The organism is Streptomyces sp. BoleA5, from assembly GCF_000373665.1.
Lineage (GTDB): Bacteria > Actinomycetota > Actinomycetes > Streptomycetales > Streptomycetaceae > Actinacidiphila.
Genome location: NZ_KB892094.1, coordinates 177,078 through 192,891 on the forward strand (window position 1 = coordinate 177,078; position 15,814 = coordinate 192,891).

General features: G+C 73.6%; 14 protein-coding genes. 7 read left to right on the forward strand and 7 right to left on the reverse strand.

Annotated elements, in window-relative coordinates:
* Nucleotides 1–54: 54 nt before the first annotated feature.
* Nucleotides 55–990: an alpha/beta fold hydrolase gene (locus B085_RS41940; protein WP_018558495.1), complete on the forward strand. Its 936-nt coding sequence runs from the start codon at nt 55–57 to the stop codon at nt 988–990.
* Between the two features lie 89 nt (nt 991–1,079).
* Here B085_RS41940 and B085_RS0110345 read toward each other — a convergent pair whose 3' ends face one another.
* Nucleotides 1,080–2,108, reverse strand: a complete 1,029-nt coding sequence (locus tag B085_RS0110345) for a rod shape-determining protein (RefSeq protein WP_018558496.1) — start codon at nt 2,106–2,108, stop codon at nt 1,080–1,082.
* A gap of 459 nt (nt 2,109–2,567) precedes the next feature.
* Here B085_RS0110345 and B085_RS0110350 point away from each other — a divergent pair, with 459 nt between their 5' ends.
* Nucleotides 2,568–3,626, forward strand: coding sequence for a M23 family metallopeptidase (locus tag B085_RS0110350; RefSeq protein WP_018558497.1), 1,059 nt, complete (start codon nt 2,568–2,570; stop codon nt 3,624–3,626).
* A gap of 44 nt (nt 3,627–3,670) precedes the next feature.
* Here B085_RS0110350 and B085_RS0110355 read toward each other — a convergent pair whose 3' ends face one another.
* The 3 genes from B085_RS0110355 to leuE form a co-directional block, all read right to left on the reverse strand.
* A complete protein-coding gene (locus B085_RS0110355) occupies nt 3,671–4,675 on the reverse strand; it encodes a cation diffusion facilitator family transporter (RefSeq protein WP_018558498.1) in 1,005 nt (334 codons plus the stop codon).
* Nucleotides 4,676–4,703: 28 nt separating this feature from the next.
* Nucleotides 4,704–6,155, reverse strand: a complete 1,452-nt coding sequence (locus B085_RS0110360; protein ID WP_018558499.1) for a glutamate decarboxylase — start codon at nt 6,153–6,155, stop codon at nt 4,704–4,706.
* A 63-nt stretch (nt 6,156–6,218) separates the two neighbouring features.
* Nucleotides 6,219–6,878: a leucine efflux protein LeuE gene (leuE, locus tag B085_RS0110365; RefSeq protein WP_018558500.1), complete on the reverse strand. Its 660-nt coding sequence runs from the start codon at nt 6,876–6,878 to the stop codon at nt 6,219–6,221.
* 54 nt (nt 6,879–6,932) lie between these two features.
* On the opposite strand from leuE, the gene B085_RS0110370 reads away from it, so the two are divergent.
* The gene (locus tag B085_RS0110370; protein WP_018558501.1) at nt 6,933–7,706 is read left to right on the forward strand and encodes a MerR family transcriptional regulator; all 774 of its coding nucleotides are present in this window, start codon (nt 6,933–6,935) and stop codon (nt 7,704–7,706) included.
* Here B085_RS0110370 and B085_RS0110375 read toward each other — a convergent pair.
* Both B085_RS0110375 and B085_RS0110380 read right to left on the reverse strand, forming a co-directional pair.
* On the reverse strand, nt 7,687–8,058 hold the full coding sequence (locus B085_RS0110375; RefSeq protein ID WP_018558502.1) for a YbjQ family protein: 372 nt from the start codon (nt 8,056–8,058) through the stop codon (nt 7,687–7,689). The two genes, B085_RS0110370 and B085_RS0110375, sit on opposite strands and share 20 nt — an antisense overlap.
* 39 nt (nt 8,059–8,097) lie before the next feature.
* Nucleotides 8,098–9,444, reverse strand: a complete 1,347-nt coding sequence (locus B085_RS0110380) for an ABC transporter ATP-binding protein (RefSeq protein WP_018558503.1) — start codon at nt 9,442–9,444, stop codon at nt 8,098–8,100.
* A 139-nt stretch (nt 9,445–9,583) separates the two neighbouring features.
* Between B085_RS0110380 and B085_RS0110385 the strand changes: the two genes are divergently transcribed.
* The 3 genes from B085_RS0110385 (at nt 9,584) to B085_RS0110395 (ending at nt 13,596) form a co-directional block, all read left to right on the forward strand.
* Nucleotides 9,584–10,312 (forward strand): DedA family protein, encoded by a 729-nt coding sequence (locus B085_RS0110385; RefSeq protein ID WP_018558504.1) that lies wholly within the window; start codon nt 9,584–9,586, stop codon nt 10,310–10,312.
* Between the two features lie 121 nt (nt 10,313–10,433).
* The gene (locus B085_RS0110390) at nt 10,434–12,038 is read left to right on the forward strand and encodes a threonine/serine exporter family protein (protein ID WP_018558505.1); all 1,605 of its coding nucleotides are present in this window, start codon (nt 10,434–10,436) and stop codon (nt 12,036–12,038) included.
* Between the two features lie 163 nt (nt 12,039–12,201).
* Entirely contained in the window at nt 12,202–13,596 is a 1,395-nt protein-coding gene (locus B085_RS0110395) for a wax ester/triacylglycerol synthase family O-acyltransferase (RefSeq protein WP_018558506.1), read from the forward strand.
* A gap of 75 nt (nt 13,597–13,671) precedes the next feature.
* Here B085_RS0110395 and B085_RS0110400 read toward each other — a convergent pair whose 3' ends face one another.
* Nucleotides 13,672–14,166: an inorganic diphosphatase gene (locus B085_RS0110400; RefSeq protein WP_018558507.1), complete on the reverse strand. Its 495-nt coding sequence runs from the start codon at nt 14,164–14,166 to the stop codon at nt 13,672–13,674.
* A gap of 142 nt (nt 14,167–14,308) precedes the next feature.
* On the opposite strand from B085_RS0110400, the gene dacB reads away from it, so the two are divergent.
* A complete protein-coding gene (gene dacB, locus B085_RS0110405; protein ID WP_018558508.1) occupies nt 14,309–15,718 on the forward strand; it encodes a D-alanyl-D-alanine carboxypeptidase/D-alanyl-D-alanine-endopeptidase in 1,410 nt (469 codons plus the stop codon).
* Nucleotides 15,719–15,814: the final 96 nt, after the last annotated feature.

Here is a 15,814-nt window from a genome sequence, read left to right on the forward strand (position 1 = left end):
GCCAAGTGGTGACGCGGCGACGCGGCCGCGACGCGAGGACGAAGGGCGGCGGACATGGCGCAGCGCTGGGTCACGGCCTCCGACGGGGTGCGGCTGGCGGTGTACGAGCAGGGGGACCCGGCCGGGCCCACGGTGCTGTGCGTGCACGGCTTCCCCGACGACCACGGGGTGTGGGACGGCGTCGCAGGGCGGCTGGCCGCCCGCGGCCTCCACGTCGTGTCGTACGACGTGCGCGGCTCGGGCGCCTCGGACAAGCCGCGCCGTACCCGCGCCTACCGGCTGCCGCGGCTCGCCGCCGACACCACCGCCGTCGCCGACGCGGTCAGCCCGGGCGCCCCGGTGCACCTGCTCACCCACGACTGGGGGTCGGTGCAGAGCTGGCACACCGTCAGCACCCCCGAACTCGCGCACCGCTACGCCTCGATCACCTCGATCTCCGGACCCGACCTCGACCACACCGGCCGCTGGTACCGCGCCCAGCTGCGCCGCCCGTCCCCGGCCCGTCTGCTCAAGCTCGCCAAGCAGTCGCTGGCCTCGCAGTACGTCGGCTTCTTCCATCTGGCGGGGATCGCCGAACTCGCCTGCCGCGGCGGCTTCCTGGACGGCGTCATCGCGACCCTGCGCCGCCTGGAGACCGGGGAGGCCCCCGCCGGGTACGGCCCCGGGCTCGCCGCCCGCAACCGTGCCGGGCTGAGGCTCTACCGCGCCAATGTGCTGCCCCGCATGCTCCGCCCCCGCGTCCGGCACGCCGGGCTCCCCGCGGTGGTGCTGGCCCCGTCCAAGGACGTGTTCGTCCTGCCGCCCTGGCAGACCGAGATCACCGACTGGGCACCCGCCGCCGAGATCCACCACGTGGACGGCGGCCACTGGCTTCCCTCCCACCGCCCGGACCTCGTCGCCGGGCACGCCGCGCGCCTGGTCGAACGCGCGGAACGGGACAGGGCCGAAAGGGCCGCGCCGCGACCGCCGAGCCCGGGCGCCGGCCGCTGACGCCGCTTCCACCGGGCCGGCCCGGACAGCCCCTCCGGACACGGCTCGGCCGGGACGGGCGGGTGCTCCCGTCCCGGCCGGCCGCGGGACTACACGGACAGCGGGTCGAGCGGCGTCGGGACGGGGTGGCCCTCCATCATGGCGCCGAGTCCGAGCACCGCGCAGACGTCGGGCCGGTCCGCGACCGTGACCGGCATCCCGGTGGCCTGACGGAGCATCATGTCCAGGCCCGGCAGCAGGGCGCTGCCGCCCGCCAGCATGACGCCGCGGTCGGTGAGGTCGGCCACCAGGTCCGGCGGGCACCTCCGGAGCACCTGGCCGATGCCGTCGACCAGCGTCGCCATGGGCATCCGGATCGCCTGCCGTACCGCCTCGGTGTCGACGCGGACCGTACGGGCGATCCCGCTGGCGACGTCGCGCCCCTGGACCTCGGCGCTGGGCGCGGTGGGCCCGGGCGCGGAGAGGGCCTCGTGCAGCGACCGCACCGACTGGCTGGGCAGCAGCAGTTCGTGCGTGTTGCGCAGGTGCTGGACGACGGCGTGGTCGATGGCCTCGCCGCCCACCCCGATGGTCTCCGCGGCGACGATCGAGCCCATCGACATGACCGCGATCTGCGTGGTGCCGGCCCCGGCGAGCATGATCATCGTCGCTTCGGGCTGCTCGACCGGCAGCCCGCACCCGATGGCGGCCGCGATGACGGAGTCCACGAGTTCGACCCGCCGCGAACCGAGGCCGTACAGCGTCTCGACGGCGGCCCGCTGGGCCAGCGGCCCGCTGCCGTTGGGGGTGCAGACGGCCGCCCGGAGCATCGGCTTGCGCCGCCAGGCCTTGCGGAGCTGACCGCCCAGCAGGTGGCGGAGCATGCGCTGGGCCATCTCGATGTCGACGACCATCCCGGCCTGGATGGGGCGGACCACGCGGATGTGCTCCGGCGTGCGGCCGGTCATCTTCTCGGCGAGCGAGCCGACCGCGATGAGGGCACCGCTGTGCGCGTTGACGGCGGCCACGCTGGGCTCGTCCACGACGAGTCCCTGGTGCTTGAGGTAGACACGGGTGCGCGACGCCCCGAGGTCGACGGCAACGGAGCAACGACGCAGATGCGCCAGACTGACGGTCACGGCAGATCCTCCCCGAGGGGCCGGTTCCCGGGACCGCCCCTGCGGCGGCCCGTCTGATCATCGTGCGGGCGCAAGTCGAGATCCGCCTCTTGTGATAGTCCGAGCGGTTGATCCGGTTATCGGACGATCCGTGCGGTGGAGGATCCGGTCGACCGGTCCGCCCAGATCACCGTCGGAGTGCAGACGCAACCCGGCGAGCCGGTCGAGCGCCGAGTGGATGCCCACCGAGCGGAAGGCGGCCATCCGTTCGCGGGCCGACCCGCCGTGGGTGACCAGTTGCCGGGCTCACCGTCACCGCTCACCCGGTCACCCTCCTGTCCGCCGAGTGCGCCCGTTCCCATGATCGGGCGGTCCCCGGGCGGGCGCACGCCCGGATGCGGTCACCCCGCCGGGTGGCCCCGGGCCCGGCGGGGCGTGTCGTCCGGGCACCGCGGTGACCGGGCCCGAAAGGATCGGGCGATGCGATGGAGGACGGCGGCCGTGGCCCTCTGCCTGCTGCTGACCGCCTCGCCGGCGGTGGCCGGCGAGCGCCCCGAGCCGCGCCCCGGCCCGCCGGCCCGGGTGGAGCGGCTGTACGCGCAGGCGGCCCGTGCGGTGCAGGCGTACGAGGACGCGGAGCGGGCGGTCCGCCGCAAGCGCGCCGACCTGCGGCTGCTGCACCGGGCCGCGGCGGTGGAGCGGCACCGGCTGGACGTGCTGCGGGACCGGATCGGGGCGATGGCGCGCAGCGAGTACCGCAACGGGGTGCTGGGGCCGTCGGCGCGGCTGCTGCTGTCCGGGCGGCCCGACCAGCTGCTGGAGGGGGCGACGCTGGCCCGGCAGGGCGACCACGCGCAGGCGGCGCTGCTGGCCGAGCGGATGCTGGCCCAGCGCCGGCTGGCGGCGGACACCGTGGCCGTGGACCGGACGCTGGCGGTGCTGGCCCGCGAGGCGCACCGCAAGGACGTGCTGCGACGGGGCATCGAGGCGCGGCTGCAGCGCGCCCGGGCCCGGCTGTCCGCCCGGGACCTGGCGCTCATGGCCCACGAGGGGCTCTCGGCGGGATGCCCCCGCGACCTGTCCCCGGCCCGGCCCCGGTCATCCGCCGCCGCCCACCGCCGGGGCGCCCCGCACTGGGTGCGCCCGGTGGCGCACTACACGCTCACCGCCCGCTACGACGCCTCCGGCGCGCACTGGGCGCACCGCCACACCGGCCAGGACTTCGCGGTGCCGCCGGGCACCCCGGTCCGCGCGGTGGGCGACGGCACGGTGGTGGTCGCCGCGTGCGGTGACGGCTTCGGCAACCAGATCGTCGTCCGGCACGACGACGGGTACTGCACGCACTACGCCCATCTGTCCGTCCTGGAGGTCGTCCCCGGGCAGCGGGTCAGCGCGGGCGAGCGGATCGGCCGGTCCGGCAACTCCGGCAACTCCACCGGCCCGCACCTGCACTTCGAGGTCCGCGTCACGCCCCAGATGGGTTCATCGGTGGCACCGCTGCCCTGGCTGGCCCGGCACGGCGTAGGCGTCGGCCGCTGACCGCCGCGGCAGGCCCGCACCCGGGGCCAGGCCGGGCGGCCGGGTCAACTCCCGCTCCCGCCCTTGCCCTTGCCCGCCTCGGCGCGCAGCGCCCGCCGCAGCCGGTGGGCCGCGCGGCGGTCCTCCTCGGAGGCGTCGGTGACGTCCAGGAAGATCTGGTCCAGTTCGGGGAACTCCCCGGCCAGCGCGCCCTTGATGCGGACCGCCGCCTCCTCCACGGTCTCGCTGTCGATGCCCTCGGTCAGGTCCACCCGGGCGGCCAGCAGCACCGAGTCGATCCCGAGGCGCATCGTCAGCAGCGCGGTGACGGTGTCGATCTCCGGCTGCCGCGTCAGCAGTTCGTGCGCCCGGTGCCGCAGCCGGGGGTCGGCGGCCTCGCCGATGAGGGTGTCCCGGCAGTCCTTGCCGAGCCGGTAGGCGACGTACATCAGCAGGACGGCGATCGCCAGGGACGCGTACGCCTCCCAGGTCCGGTCGCCGGTCGTCCAGTGCAGCACCACGCCGGTGAGCGCCAGCAGCACGCCGAACACCGCCGCGGTGTCCTCGCCGAGCACGGTGCGCAGGGTGGGGTCCTCGCCCTCGCGCAGTTCGGTGCGGAAGGGGCGGCCGTGCTCGCGGGCCCCGCCGCGTACCTGCAGCAGCGCCCTGACCAGCGAGGTCCCCTCGGCGAGCAGGGAGATGACCAGCACGGCCACGGCGATCACGAAGGCCCGCACGGTGTGCGGCTCGCTCTCGTGGAACGCGGACACGCCCTGGTAGAAGGAGAAGCAGCCGCCCATCACGAAGATGCCCACGGCGGCGAGCAGCGACCAGAACCAGCGCTCCTTGCCGTAGCCGAAGGGGTGCCGCGCGTCGGGCCCGCGCCGGCTGCGCCGCAGCGCGGCCAGCAGGAAGACCTCGTTGAGTGTGTCGGCCACCGAGTGCGCCGCCTCCGACAGCAGCGCCGGCGAGGTGGTGAGCAGCCCGCCGATCGCCTTCGCCACGGCGATCACCAGGTTCGCGGCGAGCGCGACGAAGACGGTGCCCCTGGTCTGTTTGTCCTTCCCCATGGGGAGCGTGTGCCCCGCGAGGCGCCGCTCAGTGGTGGAAGGCGGTGGGCGCCTCGCCGGGCGGGTGGAGCGGGTGGTCCTGGGCGCGCAGCTGGGGGAGGTAGCGCGCCAGGTCGGCGAGGAAGAGGTCGGCGAGGTCCTCGGAGAAGCCGTTGCGGACGACGATGCGCAGCACCGCCAGGTCCTCGCGGTTCGCAGGGTAGGTGTAGGCGGGCACCAGCCAGCCGCGCTCGCGCATCCGCCGGGAGACGTCGAAGACGTCGTACGCGGTGACGTGGTCGGCGGTGGTGAAGGCGAAGACCGGCAGCTGGTCGCCGCGGGTGATCATCCGGAAGTCCCCGCACTCCTCGATCCGCGAGGAGAGGTAGGTGGCCACGTCGCGGGCGGTCTGCTGGACGGTGCGGTAGCCGTCCCGGCCCAGCCGCAGGAAGGTGTAGTACTGGGCGACCACCTGGGCGCCGGGCCGGGAGAAGTTGAGGGCAAAGGTCGGCATGTCGCCGCCGAGGTAGTTGACCCGGAAGACCAGTTCCTCGGGCAGGGCGTCGGTGTCCCGCCACAGCGCCCAGCCGACGCCGGGGTAGACCAGCCCGTACTTGTGGCCGGAGGTGTTGATCGAGGCCACCCGGGGCAGCCGGAAGTCCCAGACCAGGTCCTCGTCGAGGAAGGGGGCGATCATGCCCCCCGAGGCCCCGTCTACGTGCACGGGGATGTCGATCCCGGTGCGCTCCTGCAGGGCGTCGAGGGCGGCGCAGATCTCGGCCACGGGCTCGTAGGAGCCGTCGAAGGTCGAGCCGAGGACGGCCACCACCCCGATGGTGTTCTCGTCGCACATCGCGACGGCGGCGTCCGCCTCCAGGTGCAGCCGGTCGCCCTCCATCGGCATCAGGCGCGGCTCGACCTCCCAGAAGTTGCAGAACTTCTCCCAGCAGACCTGCACGTTGGCGCCCATGACCAGGTTCGGGCGGCCGGTGCCCGGGTGGCGGTCGCCGCCGCGCCTCGTCAGGCGGCGTGCGAGGGACGCGCGGGCGCCGTCGCCGGTACGCCTCGTCCAGCGGCGCTTGAGAGCCATGCCGGCGAGCATGCAGGCCTCGGAGGAGCCGGTGGTGGAGCAGCCGACGGCGCTCTCCGGATCGGGCGCGTGCCACAGGTCGGCGAGCATCGACACGCAGCGCCGCTCCAGTTCGGCGGTGCGCGGGTACTCGTCCTTGTCGATCATGTTCTTGTCGAGGCACTCGCCCATCAGCACCCCGGCCTCGGGCTCCATCCACGTCGTGACGAAGGTGGCCAGGTTGAGCCGGGCGTTGCCGTCGAGCATCAGCTCGTCGTGGACGAGCTGGTACGCCGTGGCCGGCACCATCGGGCCGTCCGGCAGCCGGTGCTTCGGTGGCGCCGAGCGCATCCCGGCGACCGGGTCGGCCCCGGCGTAGAAGGGGTTCACGGCGAGCTTCGGCAGGCCCTCGGCACCTTTGTGCAGCGACATACCGTCACGATACGGGTGAATCCGGTCACCGGCAGGTCGGCGGCCGCCCCGGGCCGGGGCCGGTCAGCCCGCCGAGGACATCGACAGCTTGGCCGCGAAGCCCAGGAACAGCGCCGCCGCTCCCGAGGTCAGGCCCGCCGCGAGGCGCCTGCGGCGGCGGAACTGGCCGGCCAGGTAGGTGCCGCCGAAGATCAGCAGTGTCAGGTAGCAGAAGCTGAAGACCTGCGCGATCGTGCCCAGCGCCAGGAAGGACAGCGCGGGATGGGCGTAGCCGGGATCCACGAACTGCACGAAGAAGGAGATGAAAAAGAGGATCGCCTTGGGGTTGAGCAGGCTGATCACCAGCGCCCGCCGGAACGGCTGCTCGGCGTCCGCCACCTCGTCGGCCGCGGTCGCCACCGCCGCCGGCTCCGCGCCCTGGGACCGCCACATACTCCAGGCGGCCCGCGCCATGCCGAGGGCGATCCACGCCAGATAGCCGGCGCCGGCGTACTTCACGATGCCGAAGAGCACGGCGTTGGCCGTGAGCAGCCCGGCCACGCCCGCCGCCGAGGCGGTCATCAGCACGGTGTCGCCGAGGAAGACGCCCAGGGCCGCGCGGTACGCCGTCCGGACGCCGCGGCGCGCCGCGACGGAGAGCGTGTACAGCGAGTTCGGCCCGGGCAGCAGCACGATCAGTACGGTGCCCAGCACGTACGTCGGCAGATCGGTGATTCCCAGCATGCGCACCAATATGGCACTTGCACCTCACGTGGCGTGAGGCCGGAGGGTGTGGTCATGAACACGAGCGCGGGCTACCCGGTCGGGCAGGTGGCGGCTTTCGCCGGCGTGACCGTCCGCACGCTGCACCACTACGACGAGATCGGACTGCTCTCGCCGAGCGCCCGCAGCCACGCGGGCCACCGGCGCTACAGCGACGCCGACCTCGACCGGCTGCAGCAGATCCTCTTCTACCGGGAGCTCGGCTTCCCCCTGGAACAGGTCGCGGCCCTCCTCGACGACCCGGACGCGGACCCGCGGGAGCACCTGCGGCGCCAGCACGAACTGCTGACGGCCCGCATCGGGAAGCTGACGGAGATGGCCGACGCCGTCCAACGAGCCATGGAGGCACGCACGATGGGCATCAACCTCACGCCCGAGGAGAAGTTCGAGGTCTTCGGGGACTACGACCCCGACCGGCACGCCGAGGAGACCCGGGAGCGCTGGGGCAACACCGACGCGTACGAGCAGTCCCAGCGCCGGGCCGCCTCCTACACCAAGGAGGACTGGCTGCGGATCAAGGCCGAGCAGGAGGACTGGGGCGCCCGGCTGGTCGCGCTCCGCGAGTCCGGCGCCCCGGCGGACGGCGAGGCCGCGATGGACATGGCCGAGGAGCACCGGCGGTTCATCGTGGACCACTACTACGACTGCACGTACGAGATCCACACCGGGCTCGCCGGGATGTACCTGGCCGACCCGCGCTTCCACGCCTTCTACGAGTCGATCGCGCCGGGCACCGCCCGGTACGTCCACGACGCGATCATGGCCAACGCTAGGCGTGCCGGGGCGTGATCACCGCCGCGGTGCCGTAGGCGCACACCTCGGTCCCGGCCTCCGCGGCCTCGCTGACGTCGAAGCGCATCATCAGCACCGCGTTGGCGCCGCGCGACTGCGCCTGCTCCACCAGCCGCTCCATCGCCTGGGTGCGGGTCTGGGCCAGGGTCTTGGTGAGCCCCTTCAGCTCGCCGCCGACCAGGGACTTCAGACCCGCGCCGATCTGGCTGCCCAGATGGCGGGAGCGCACGGTGAGGCCGAAGACCTCGCCGATCACCCGTTCCACCCGGTAGCCCGGCACGTCGTTCGTCGTGACCACCAGGACGGCGGACTGGGGCGACTGTCCGCCGCCGTACTCGTCGATACCCATACGGGCATCGTCGTCCCCCGGCCGCGGTCCCGCGCGGTGTCAGTACTCCAGGTGCGGTGCCTGCTCCGGGGCGGGGCAGATCCGGCGGCCCGTGTGGTCGAAGACGTACAGGTGGGCGAGGTCGACCAGCAGCGGCACGTGCTGTCCCGCGCGGAGCCGCAGATCGGGCCCGGTGCGGACGACCAGGTCACCGCTCCCGCCGACGGGCCGCTCGGTCTCCGGCCGCGGCGGCCGGTCCAGTACGGCCGTCTTGCCCTGGCCGGACACCCGCGCGGCGGCCTTCTGCACCAGCCGGCCCAGGCCGGCGGTTCCGCCCTGCCGCGAGGCCGCCCGGGAGCGCTGCCGCCCGGTGCCCGGACGGGCGGACTCCAGCTCGGGCACGACGGCCGGACGGGCGCCGGTGTCCAGGTGCACCAGTGACTCGTGGCCCTGGTACTCCACGTGCTCCACGACACCGCTGAGCACCACCTCTCCGGGCCGGGCGCTGCTCGGCCGGTCGATGCGCACGGCCTCCGAGCGCAGGCCGACGATGACCGGCCGGCCCTGCTGGATGCGCAGCATCTGGTGGTCCCGGCTCAGCGGCCGGGGGAGGACGAGCCGCTGCCGTCCCAGGTCGATCCACATCCCGCCGTCCAGCTGGGCCACCACGGTCGCCTCCATGAGGTTGATCCGGGGGGTGCCGATGAAGGCGGCGACGAAGACGTTCTGCGGCAGGTGGTACGCCTCCCGAGGGGCGCTCACCTGCTGCAGCACGCCGTTGCGCATGATCGCCACACGGTCGCCCAGCGACATCGCCTCGGCCTGGTCGTGGGTGACGTACACGGTCGTCACGCCCATGCCGCGGGTGAGGCGGGCGATCTCGGCGCGCAGGTGCGAGCGGAGCTTGGCGTCGAGGTTGGACAGCGGCTCGTCCATCAGGAAGACGGACGGGTGCCGCGAGATGGCCCGGCCCATCGCGACCCGCTGCCGCTCGCCGCCGGACAGCTGAGCCGGGTAGCGGTCGAGGATGTCCTCGATGCCGAGCGTCCGCGCGGTCTCGGCGACCCGGGGCCCGGTGTCCTGCCCGGGCATCTCGAAGCGCAGCGGGAAACCGATGTTCTCCCGGCTGGTCATGCTCGGGTAGAGGGCGAAGTTCTGGAAGACCATGGCCATCCTGCGGTCGCCCGGTGCCAGGTCGTTCGCGGGCTCGCCGTCCAGGAGCAGCTCACCGGAGGTGATGTCCTCCAGCCCCGCGATCATGCGCAGCACCGTGGACTTGCCGCAGCCCGACGGGCCGAGCAGCACCAGGAACTCGCCGGGGGCGATGTCCAGGGAGAAACGCTCCACGGCGCGCACGCCGCGGCCGTAGGTCTTCGAGACGTCGTGCAGGGAGATGGCGCGAGTCATGTGGGTTCCGCCGGATCATGATGATTCAGGAGTGACGGGCGACTTGCGGTGTTGCACGGTAAAACGCTTGGGAGGACCGTAGCCGAGCGTTTCCGGGCTGGGAACGGTTCGGTCGCGACCGCGTTGATACTTTTGGCGCGTGACGACTATCGCCCTGGGCCCGCAATGGCTCGACCCCGATTACCTCATCTCGTCAGCGGGCCTGATCGGCCTGCTGGCGATCGTCTTCGCCGAGTCGGGTCTGCTCATCGGCTTCTTCCTGCCGGGTGACTCCCTCCTCTTCACCGGCGGCCTGCTGGTCGCGGGCGGCAAGCTCGACTATCCGATCTGGCTGGTCTGCGTGCTGGTCTGGATCGCGGCCGTCGCCGGCGACCAGGTGGGCTACCTCTTCGGCCGCAAGGTCGGGCCCTCGCTCTTCCGGCGCCCGGACTCCAGGCTCTTCAAGCAGGAGAACGTCGAGAAGGCCCACGAGTTCTTCGAGCGGCACGGCGCCAAGTCGATCGTGCTCGCCCGCTTCGTGCCGATCGTGCGGACGTTCACCCCGGTCATCGCCGGCGTCAGCCGCATGAACTACCGCGTGTTCGTGACGTACAACGTCATCGGCGGCCTGCTGTGGGGCGTCGGCGTGACCCTGCTCGGCTACTGGCTGGGCCAGATCGCGTTCGTCCACGAGCACATCGAGCTGATCCTCATCGCGATCGTGCTGCTCTCGGTCGTCCCGATCGCCATCGAGTTCCTGCGCGCCCGCGCGGCCTCCCGGAAGGCCGTGCCGCTGCCCGGGGCACCCGAGTTCGAGGCCGACGACGAGGCCGGCCAGCCGCCGCTCCAGCGCGGCACCGGCGGGCGGCACCGCGCCAACCGCCGTTAGCCGACGGAGAGAGTGGGCAGTCGTCCCGCTGTGCCAGAGCCGAGGGGGGAGGGTGCCCGCACCCTCCCCCCTCGGCACACCCGGCGCCCGCCGGGCGATCACGCGCCGAAAGGAGGATCCCGTGGCGCATCCCAAGGAGACCGAGCAGCATGCGGGCGGCTCGGAGTTCACACCGCCCCTGGGTGTGGAGCTGCCGAGGCCCGAAACGCAGGGCTCCGCCTTCGCCCGCCCCGGGACGCGGACCTCCTCGCAGCTGTCCCACCCGGCCTTCACGCCCCCCGAGGGCATCCCGGTCGTCAGCCTCTCCAAGGAGACCCCGTGGCCCGACCGGATGCGCACGATGCTGCGCATGCCCGTCGGCGAGCGCCCCGCCCCCGAGCAGCCCGCCCGGCAGCCCGAGGCGGAGGGCGGCCCACCGGTCCCGCGCGTGCTCGACCTGACGCTGCGCATCGGTGAGCTGCTGCTCGCCGGCGGCGAGGGCGCGGAGGACGTCGAGGCCGCGATGCTCGGCGTCGCCCACGCCTACGGGCTCGGGCGGGTCGAGCCGACCGTGACGTTCACCCTGCTGGGCATCTCGTACCAGCCCTCGCTGGTGGACGCGCCGGTCACCGCCAACCGCACGGTGCGCCGCCGGGCCACCGACTACACCCGTCTCGCGGCCGTCTTCCGGCTGATCAACGACATCACCGCCGCCGATCTCAGCCTGGAGGACGCCTACCGGCGGCTAGCCGGGATCCGCCGCAACCGGCACCCCTACCCGGGCTGGCTGCTGACCGCGGCGGCCGGGCTCCTCGCGGGCGCGGCGAGCATGCTCGTCGGCGGCGGCGGTCCGCTGGTGTTCGCGATCGCCGCGCTCGGCGCGATGCTGGGCGACCGGCTGGCCTGGCTGTGCGCCGGCCGCGGGCTGCCGGAGTTCTACCAGTTCGTCGCCGCGGCGATGCCCGCCGCCGTCATGGGGGTGCTGGTCGCCCGGTTCGGCCAGCACCTGCCCGGTACGAGCAGCCTGCAGGCCTCCGCGGTCATCACCGGTGGGCTCTTCGCGCTGATCCCGGGAAGGGCTCTGGTCGCGGCCGTCCAGGACGGCCTGACCGGCTTCTACATCACCGCCTCCGCCCGCCTGCTGGAGGTGATGTACCTCTTCACCGGCATCGTCGTCGGCGTGACGCTGATCCTCTACGCCGGGGTCAGCCTGGGCGCGGAACTCGACCCCGACCAGGCCTTCCGGGCCTACGAGAACCCGCCGGTGCAGTTGGTCGCCGCGATGGTGCTGAGTCTCGCCTTCGCCGTGCTGCTGCAGTGCGAGCGGGGCGTGCTGGTGGTCGCCGCCCTCAACGGCGGAGTCGCCTGGACGGTCTACGCGGCGCTGCACCAGGAGACGATCGGCGTCGGCATGTCGCCGGTCGCGGCCACCGCCGTCGCCGCGGGCCTGGTGGGCCTCTTCGGCCAGGTGCTCTCCCGTTACCGCCACGCCTCGGCGCTGCCGTACGTCACGGCCGCGATCGGCCCGCTGCTGCCGGGTTCCGCCACGTACTTCGGGCTCCTCGGGCTGACCCGCGGTCACCTGGACCAGGGATTCGCCTCGCTGACGAAGGCTGCGGCGCTGGCGCTCGCCGTGGCCATCGGGGTGAACCTGGGAGGCGAGATCGCGCGGCTGTTCATCAAGCTGCCCGGTGGCGCCGGCCAGGCACGACGCCGTGCGGCGGCCAAGCGCACCCGCGGTTTCTGAGCCTTCCGGACCCCGCCGCCTCGCCACCCGGCCATGGCACAGGCAACCTGATGTTAACTGTCCGTATCGTGGTCGTAGTTGACTGTAATCGGTTTTAGGGGTTTCACTTCACCATCTGGAGTCCGTTCCGGGGCAAACCGCGATCTTTCGGAGGCATGAAGCCTTGGCTGACGAGCACCTGAGCCCGCTGGACCTCGCGTTCTGGAACCTGGACTCCCCGGGCCACCCCATGCACCTGGGTGCCGTGGCCGTCTTCGACCGCGACCCGGAACGCCCGGTCGACGCCGACGGACTCGCCGCGCTGCTCACCGCCCGTGCCGAGGCCGTTCCGCGGATGCGGCAGCGCGTGAAGGACGTCTGGTACGGCGTCGGCGGCGCCGCCTGGGCGGCCGACGAGCACTTCGACGCGCGGCACCACGTCCACGCCGTACGGCGGACGGACGCCTGGGCCGCCGTCGCCGAGCTGATGGCCCGCCCCATGGACCGCCACCGGCCGCCGTGGGAGGTCTACGTCATCGAGGGCGCCCCCGACGCGCCCTTCCGCATCCTGGTCAAGCTGCACCACGCCCTCGCCGACGGGCTGCGCGCCGTGGAGTTCGGCGCCGCGCTCCTCGACCAGGGGGCCCGCACGCCCGCCCCCTCTGCCCCGGCTTCCGCCAACGCGGCGCCGCGGAAGGGCACCGAGGCGGCCGTACCGGCCCAGGTCCGGGCTTCCGGCCTCCACCTGCCCGCGCTGCCGCTGCCCGATCCCCGGCAGGTCGTGGCCTCCCTGCCGGACCGGGTGCGTGAGGCCGGACGCGCTCTGGGCATCGGCTCGGCCGTGCTGCGCGCCTCCCTCGACCCCGGCGGGCCCGCCGCGCTCGGCGCGGCCTGGACGCCCGGCGGCGCCGAGCGGCGCTTCGCCACGGCCTCCCTCGACGTCGACGACCTGCACCGGGTCCGCAAGACCAGCGGCGGCACCGTCAACGACGTCGTCATGGCCGTCGTGGCCGGCGCGCTGCGGCGGTGGATGGAGGCGCGCGGCGACGACCCGGCGGGCCCGGGGCCGCGCGCCCTGATCCCGGTGGCGCGCCGCCGCCGCAGGGGCGTGCGCGGCGGCCGGGGCAACCGCATCTCCGGCTACCTGCTGCGGCTGCCGGTCGGCGAGCCCGATCCGCTCGCCCGGCTGCGCGACGTGCGCGCGGGCATGGACCGCAACAAGGACGCCGGGCCCGACACCGGCCCGGGTGCCGTCGCCCTGCTGGCCGACAGCGTGCCGCCGCTCGCCCACCGCTTCGCCGCCCCGCTGCTCGCCGCCTCTGCGCGGCTGCTCTTCGACGTACTGGTGACCAACGTGCCGATGCTGGACGTGCCGCTCACCCTGGACGGCTGCCGCATGACGGAGCTCTACCCGATCGCCCCGCTCGCCCGCGGCCAGTCCCTCGCCGTCGCCTGCTCCACGTACCGTCGCCGGGTGCACATCGGGCTGCTCGCCGACGCGGAGTCGCTGCCGGACGCCGACACGCTCGCCGCCGCCCTGCACGGCGCGCTGGCCGAACTCCTCGACGCCTGCGGGTGAGGCCGCCCGGCACGCGCGAGGGCGGCACGCCCCGGCAGGGAGCGCGCCGCCCTCGTCGCGGCGGGAGCCGGCGGGTCAGTGACCGCCGTGCTCCTTCAGGCGCTTGTAGGACGCCTCGATCTCGGCCTCGGCCTCGCCGCGGCCCACCCAGTTGGCGCCCTCGACGGACTTGCCGGGCTCCAGGTCCTTGTAGACCTCGAAGAAGTGCTGGATCTCCAGGCGGTCGAACTCGGAGACGTGGTGAATGTCACGCAGGTGCTCGACCCGGGGGTCCGAGGCGGGCACGCACAGCAGCTTGTCGTCGCCGCCGGCCTCGTCCGTCATGCGGAACATGCCGATCGCGCGGCAGCGCACGATGACGCCGGGGAAGGTCGGCTCGTCGAGCAGCACCAGGGCGTCCAGCGGGTCGCCGTCCTCGCCCAGGGTGTTCTCCACGAAGCCGTAGTCGGCCGGGTAGACCGTCGAGGTGAACAGGTGCCGGTCCAGGCGGATACGACCGGTCTCGTGGTCCACCTCGTACTTGTTGCGGGAACCCTTCGGGATCTCGATCGTTACGTCGAACTCGAGCACAGCCTGTCCTCCATGATCAGCACATACTTCTGGTGATTAAGTGTCTCCCACGCTTGTGTGTGGTCGCGAAAGGGGCTGGTCCGGGGTGCCCGTTCCGAAGAACTGGCAGGTGGTGGCAGGTTCGGCTGCCGCAGGATTTGCCGTGGCGCTGACGGCCGTGGCCGCAGCGGGACCGTGGGAGTCAGGCCAGCGTACGGCCGAACGGGCGATCGCCGCCTCCCGGGACGGTCAGGGGAAGCAGGCGCGACCCCACAAGAAGGGGGCGACAGGCGGTCACAAGGGGGCGCTCGCCCCGGTGCCGCCCGCCGCCCCCGAGGTGCTCGCCGCCGTGACCGGTCCGCACAACGCGCCGGTGCCGACCAAGGCAGGACTGGCAGGGCGGCTCGGCCCGTTGCTGTACGACGGGGCGCTCGGCTCGCTGACGACGGGCGCCGTCGTCGACGCCGTCTCGGGCCGGACGGTGTGGGGGCAACGCCCCGGCACACCCGCCGTGCCCGCGTCCACCACGAAGGTCGCCACGGCCGTCGCGTCCCTGTCGCTGCTCGGGGCCGACCACCGCCTCACCACTTCCGTGGTCGCCGCGGGCAAGGACCGCGTCGTCCTGGTCGGCGGCGGCGACCCCACCCTGACCGCCCGCGCGAAGCCCGGCGGCGGCTGGACGGCCGCCTCCCTGCGCACCCTCGCCTCGGACACCGTCCGCGCACTGCGGGCCAAGGGCGTCCGCTCGGTGAGGCTCACGTACGACACCTCGCTCTTCACCGGCCCGGCCGTCCACCCCATCGGGCACAACGACAACATCGCGCCCGTCACCGCCCTGATGGCCGACGAGGCCCGCAGCGACGGCAAGAGCGTCAAGGGCCCCGCGGCCCGCCACGCCGACCCCGCGGCCAAGGCCGCGGAGGCCTTCGCGGACCTGCTGCGCAAGGGCGGCGTCAAGGTGGAGGGCGCGGTGAAGGCCGGCAAGGCGCCCTCGCACGCGCAGGCGGCCGACCGGCTGGCGGAGGTGCGGTCCGCGCCCCTGGCCGACCTGGTCGAGCGCATGCTCACCAACAGCGACAACGACATCGCCGAGGCGCTCGCCCGGCACACCGCGCTGGCCGCGGACCGCCCGGGGTCCTTCTCCGGCGGCGCCAAGGCCATCGGCTCCGCGCTCCGCGAGCTCGGTCTCCCGCTGAAGGGGGCCCGCTTCGCGGACGGCAGCGGGCTCGACCGCACCGACCACCTCACGGCGGAGCAACTGGCGCGGCTGCTGGCGCTGGCGGCCGACCCCGACCACCCGGAACTGCGCCCCGTCCTGACCGGGCTGCCGGTCGCCGGCTTCAGCGGGTCCCTGCGGGAACGCTTCACCTCGTCGCGCGGGGGCGCGGGGCTGGTCCGCGCGAAGACGGGGACGCTCACCGGGGTCAACGCGCTCGCCGGGACGGTGGTGGACGCGGACGGCCGGCTGCTCACGTTCGCCTTCCTGACCAACGGCACCACCAATCCCGTGGCCGCACAGTCCGCCCTCGACCGCCTCGCCGCCGGACTCACCACGTGCGGCTGCCGCACGTAGGGACGGCCGAACCACCGTCACCGCCACAACCCCCACCCCACCCCACCCCATCCCACCCCACCCGCCCCGACCCGCCCGCGCCCCGGCGAGGAACGC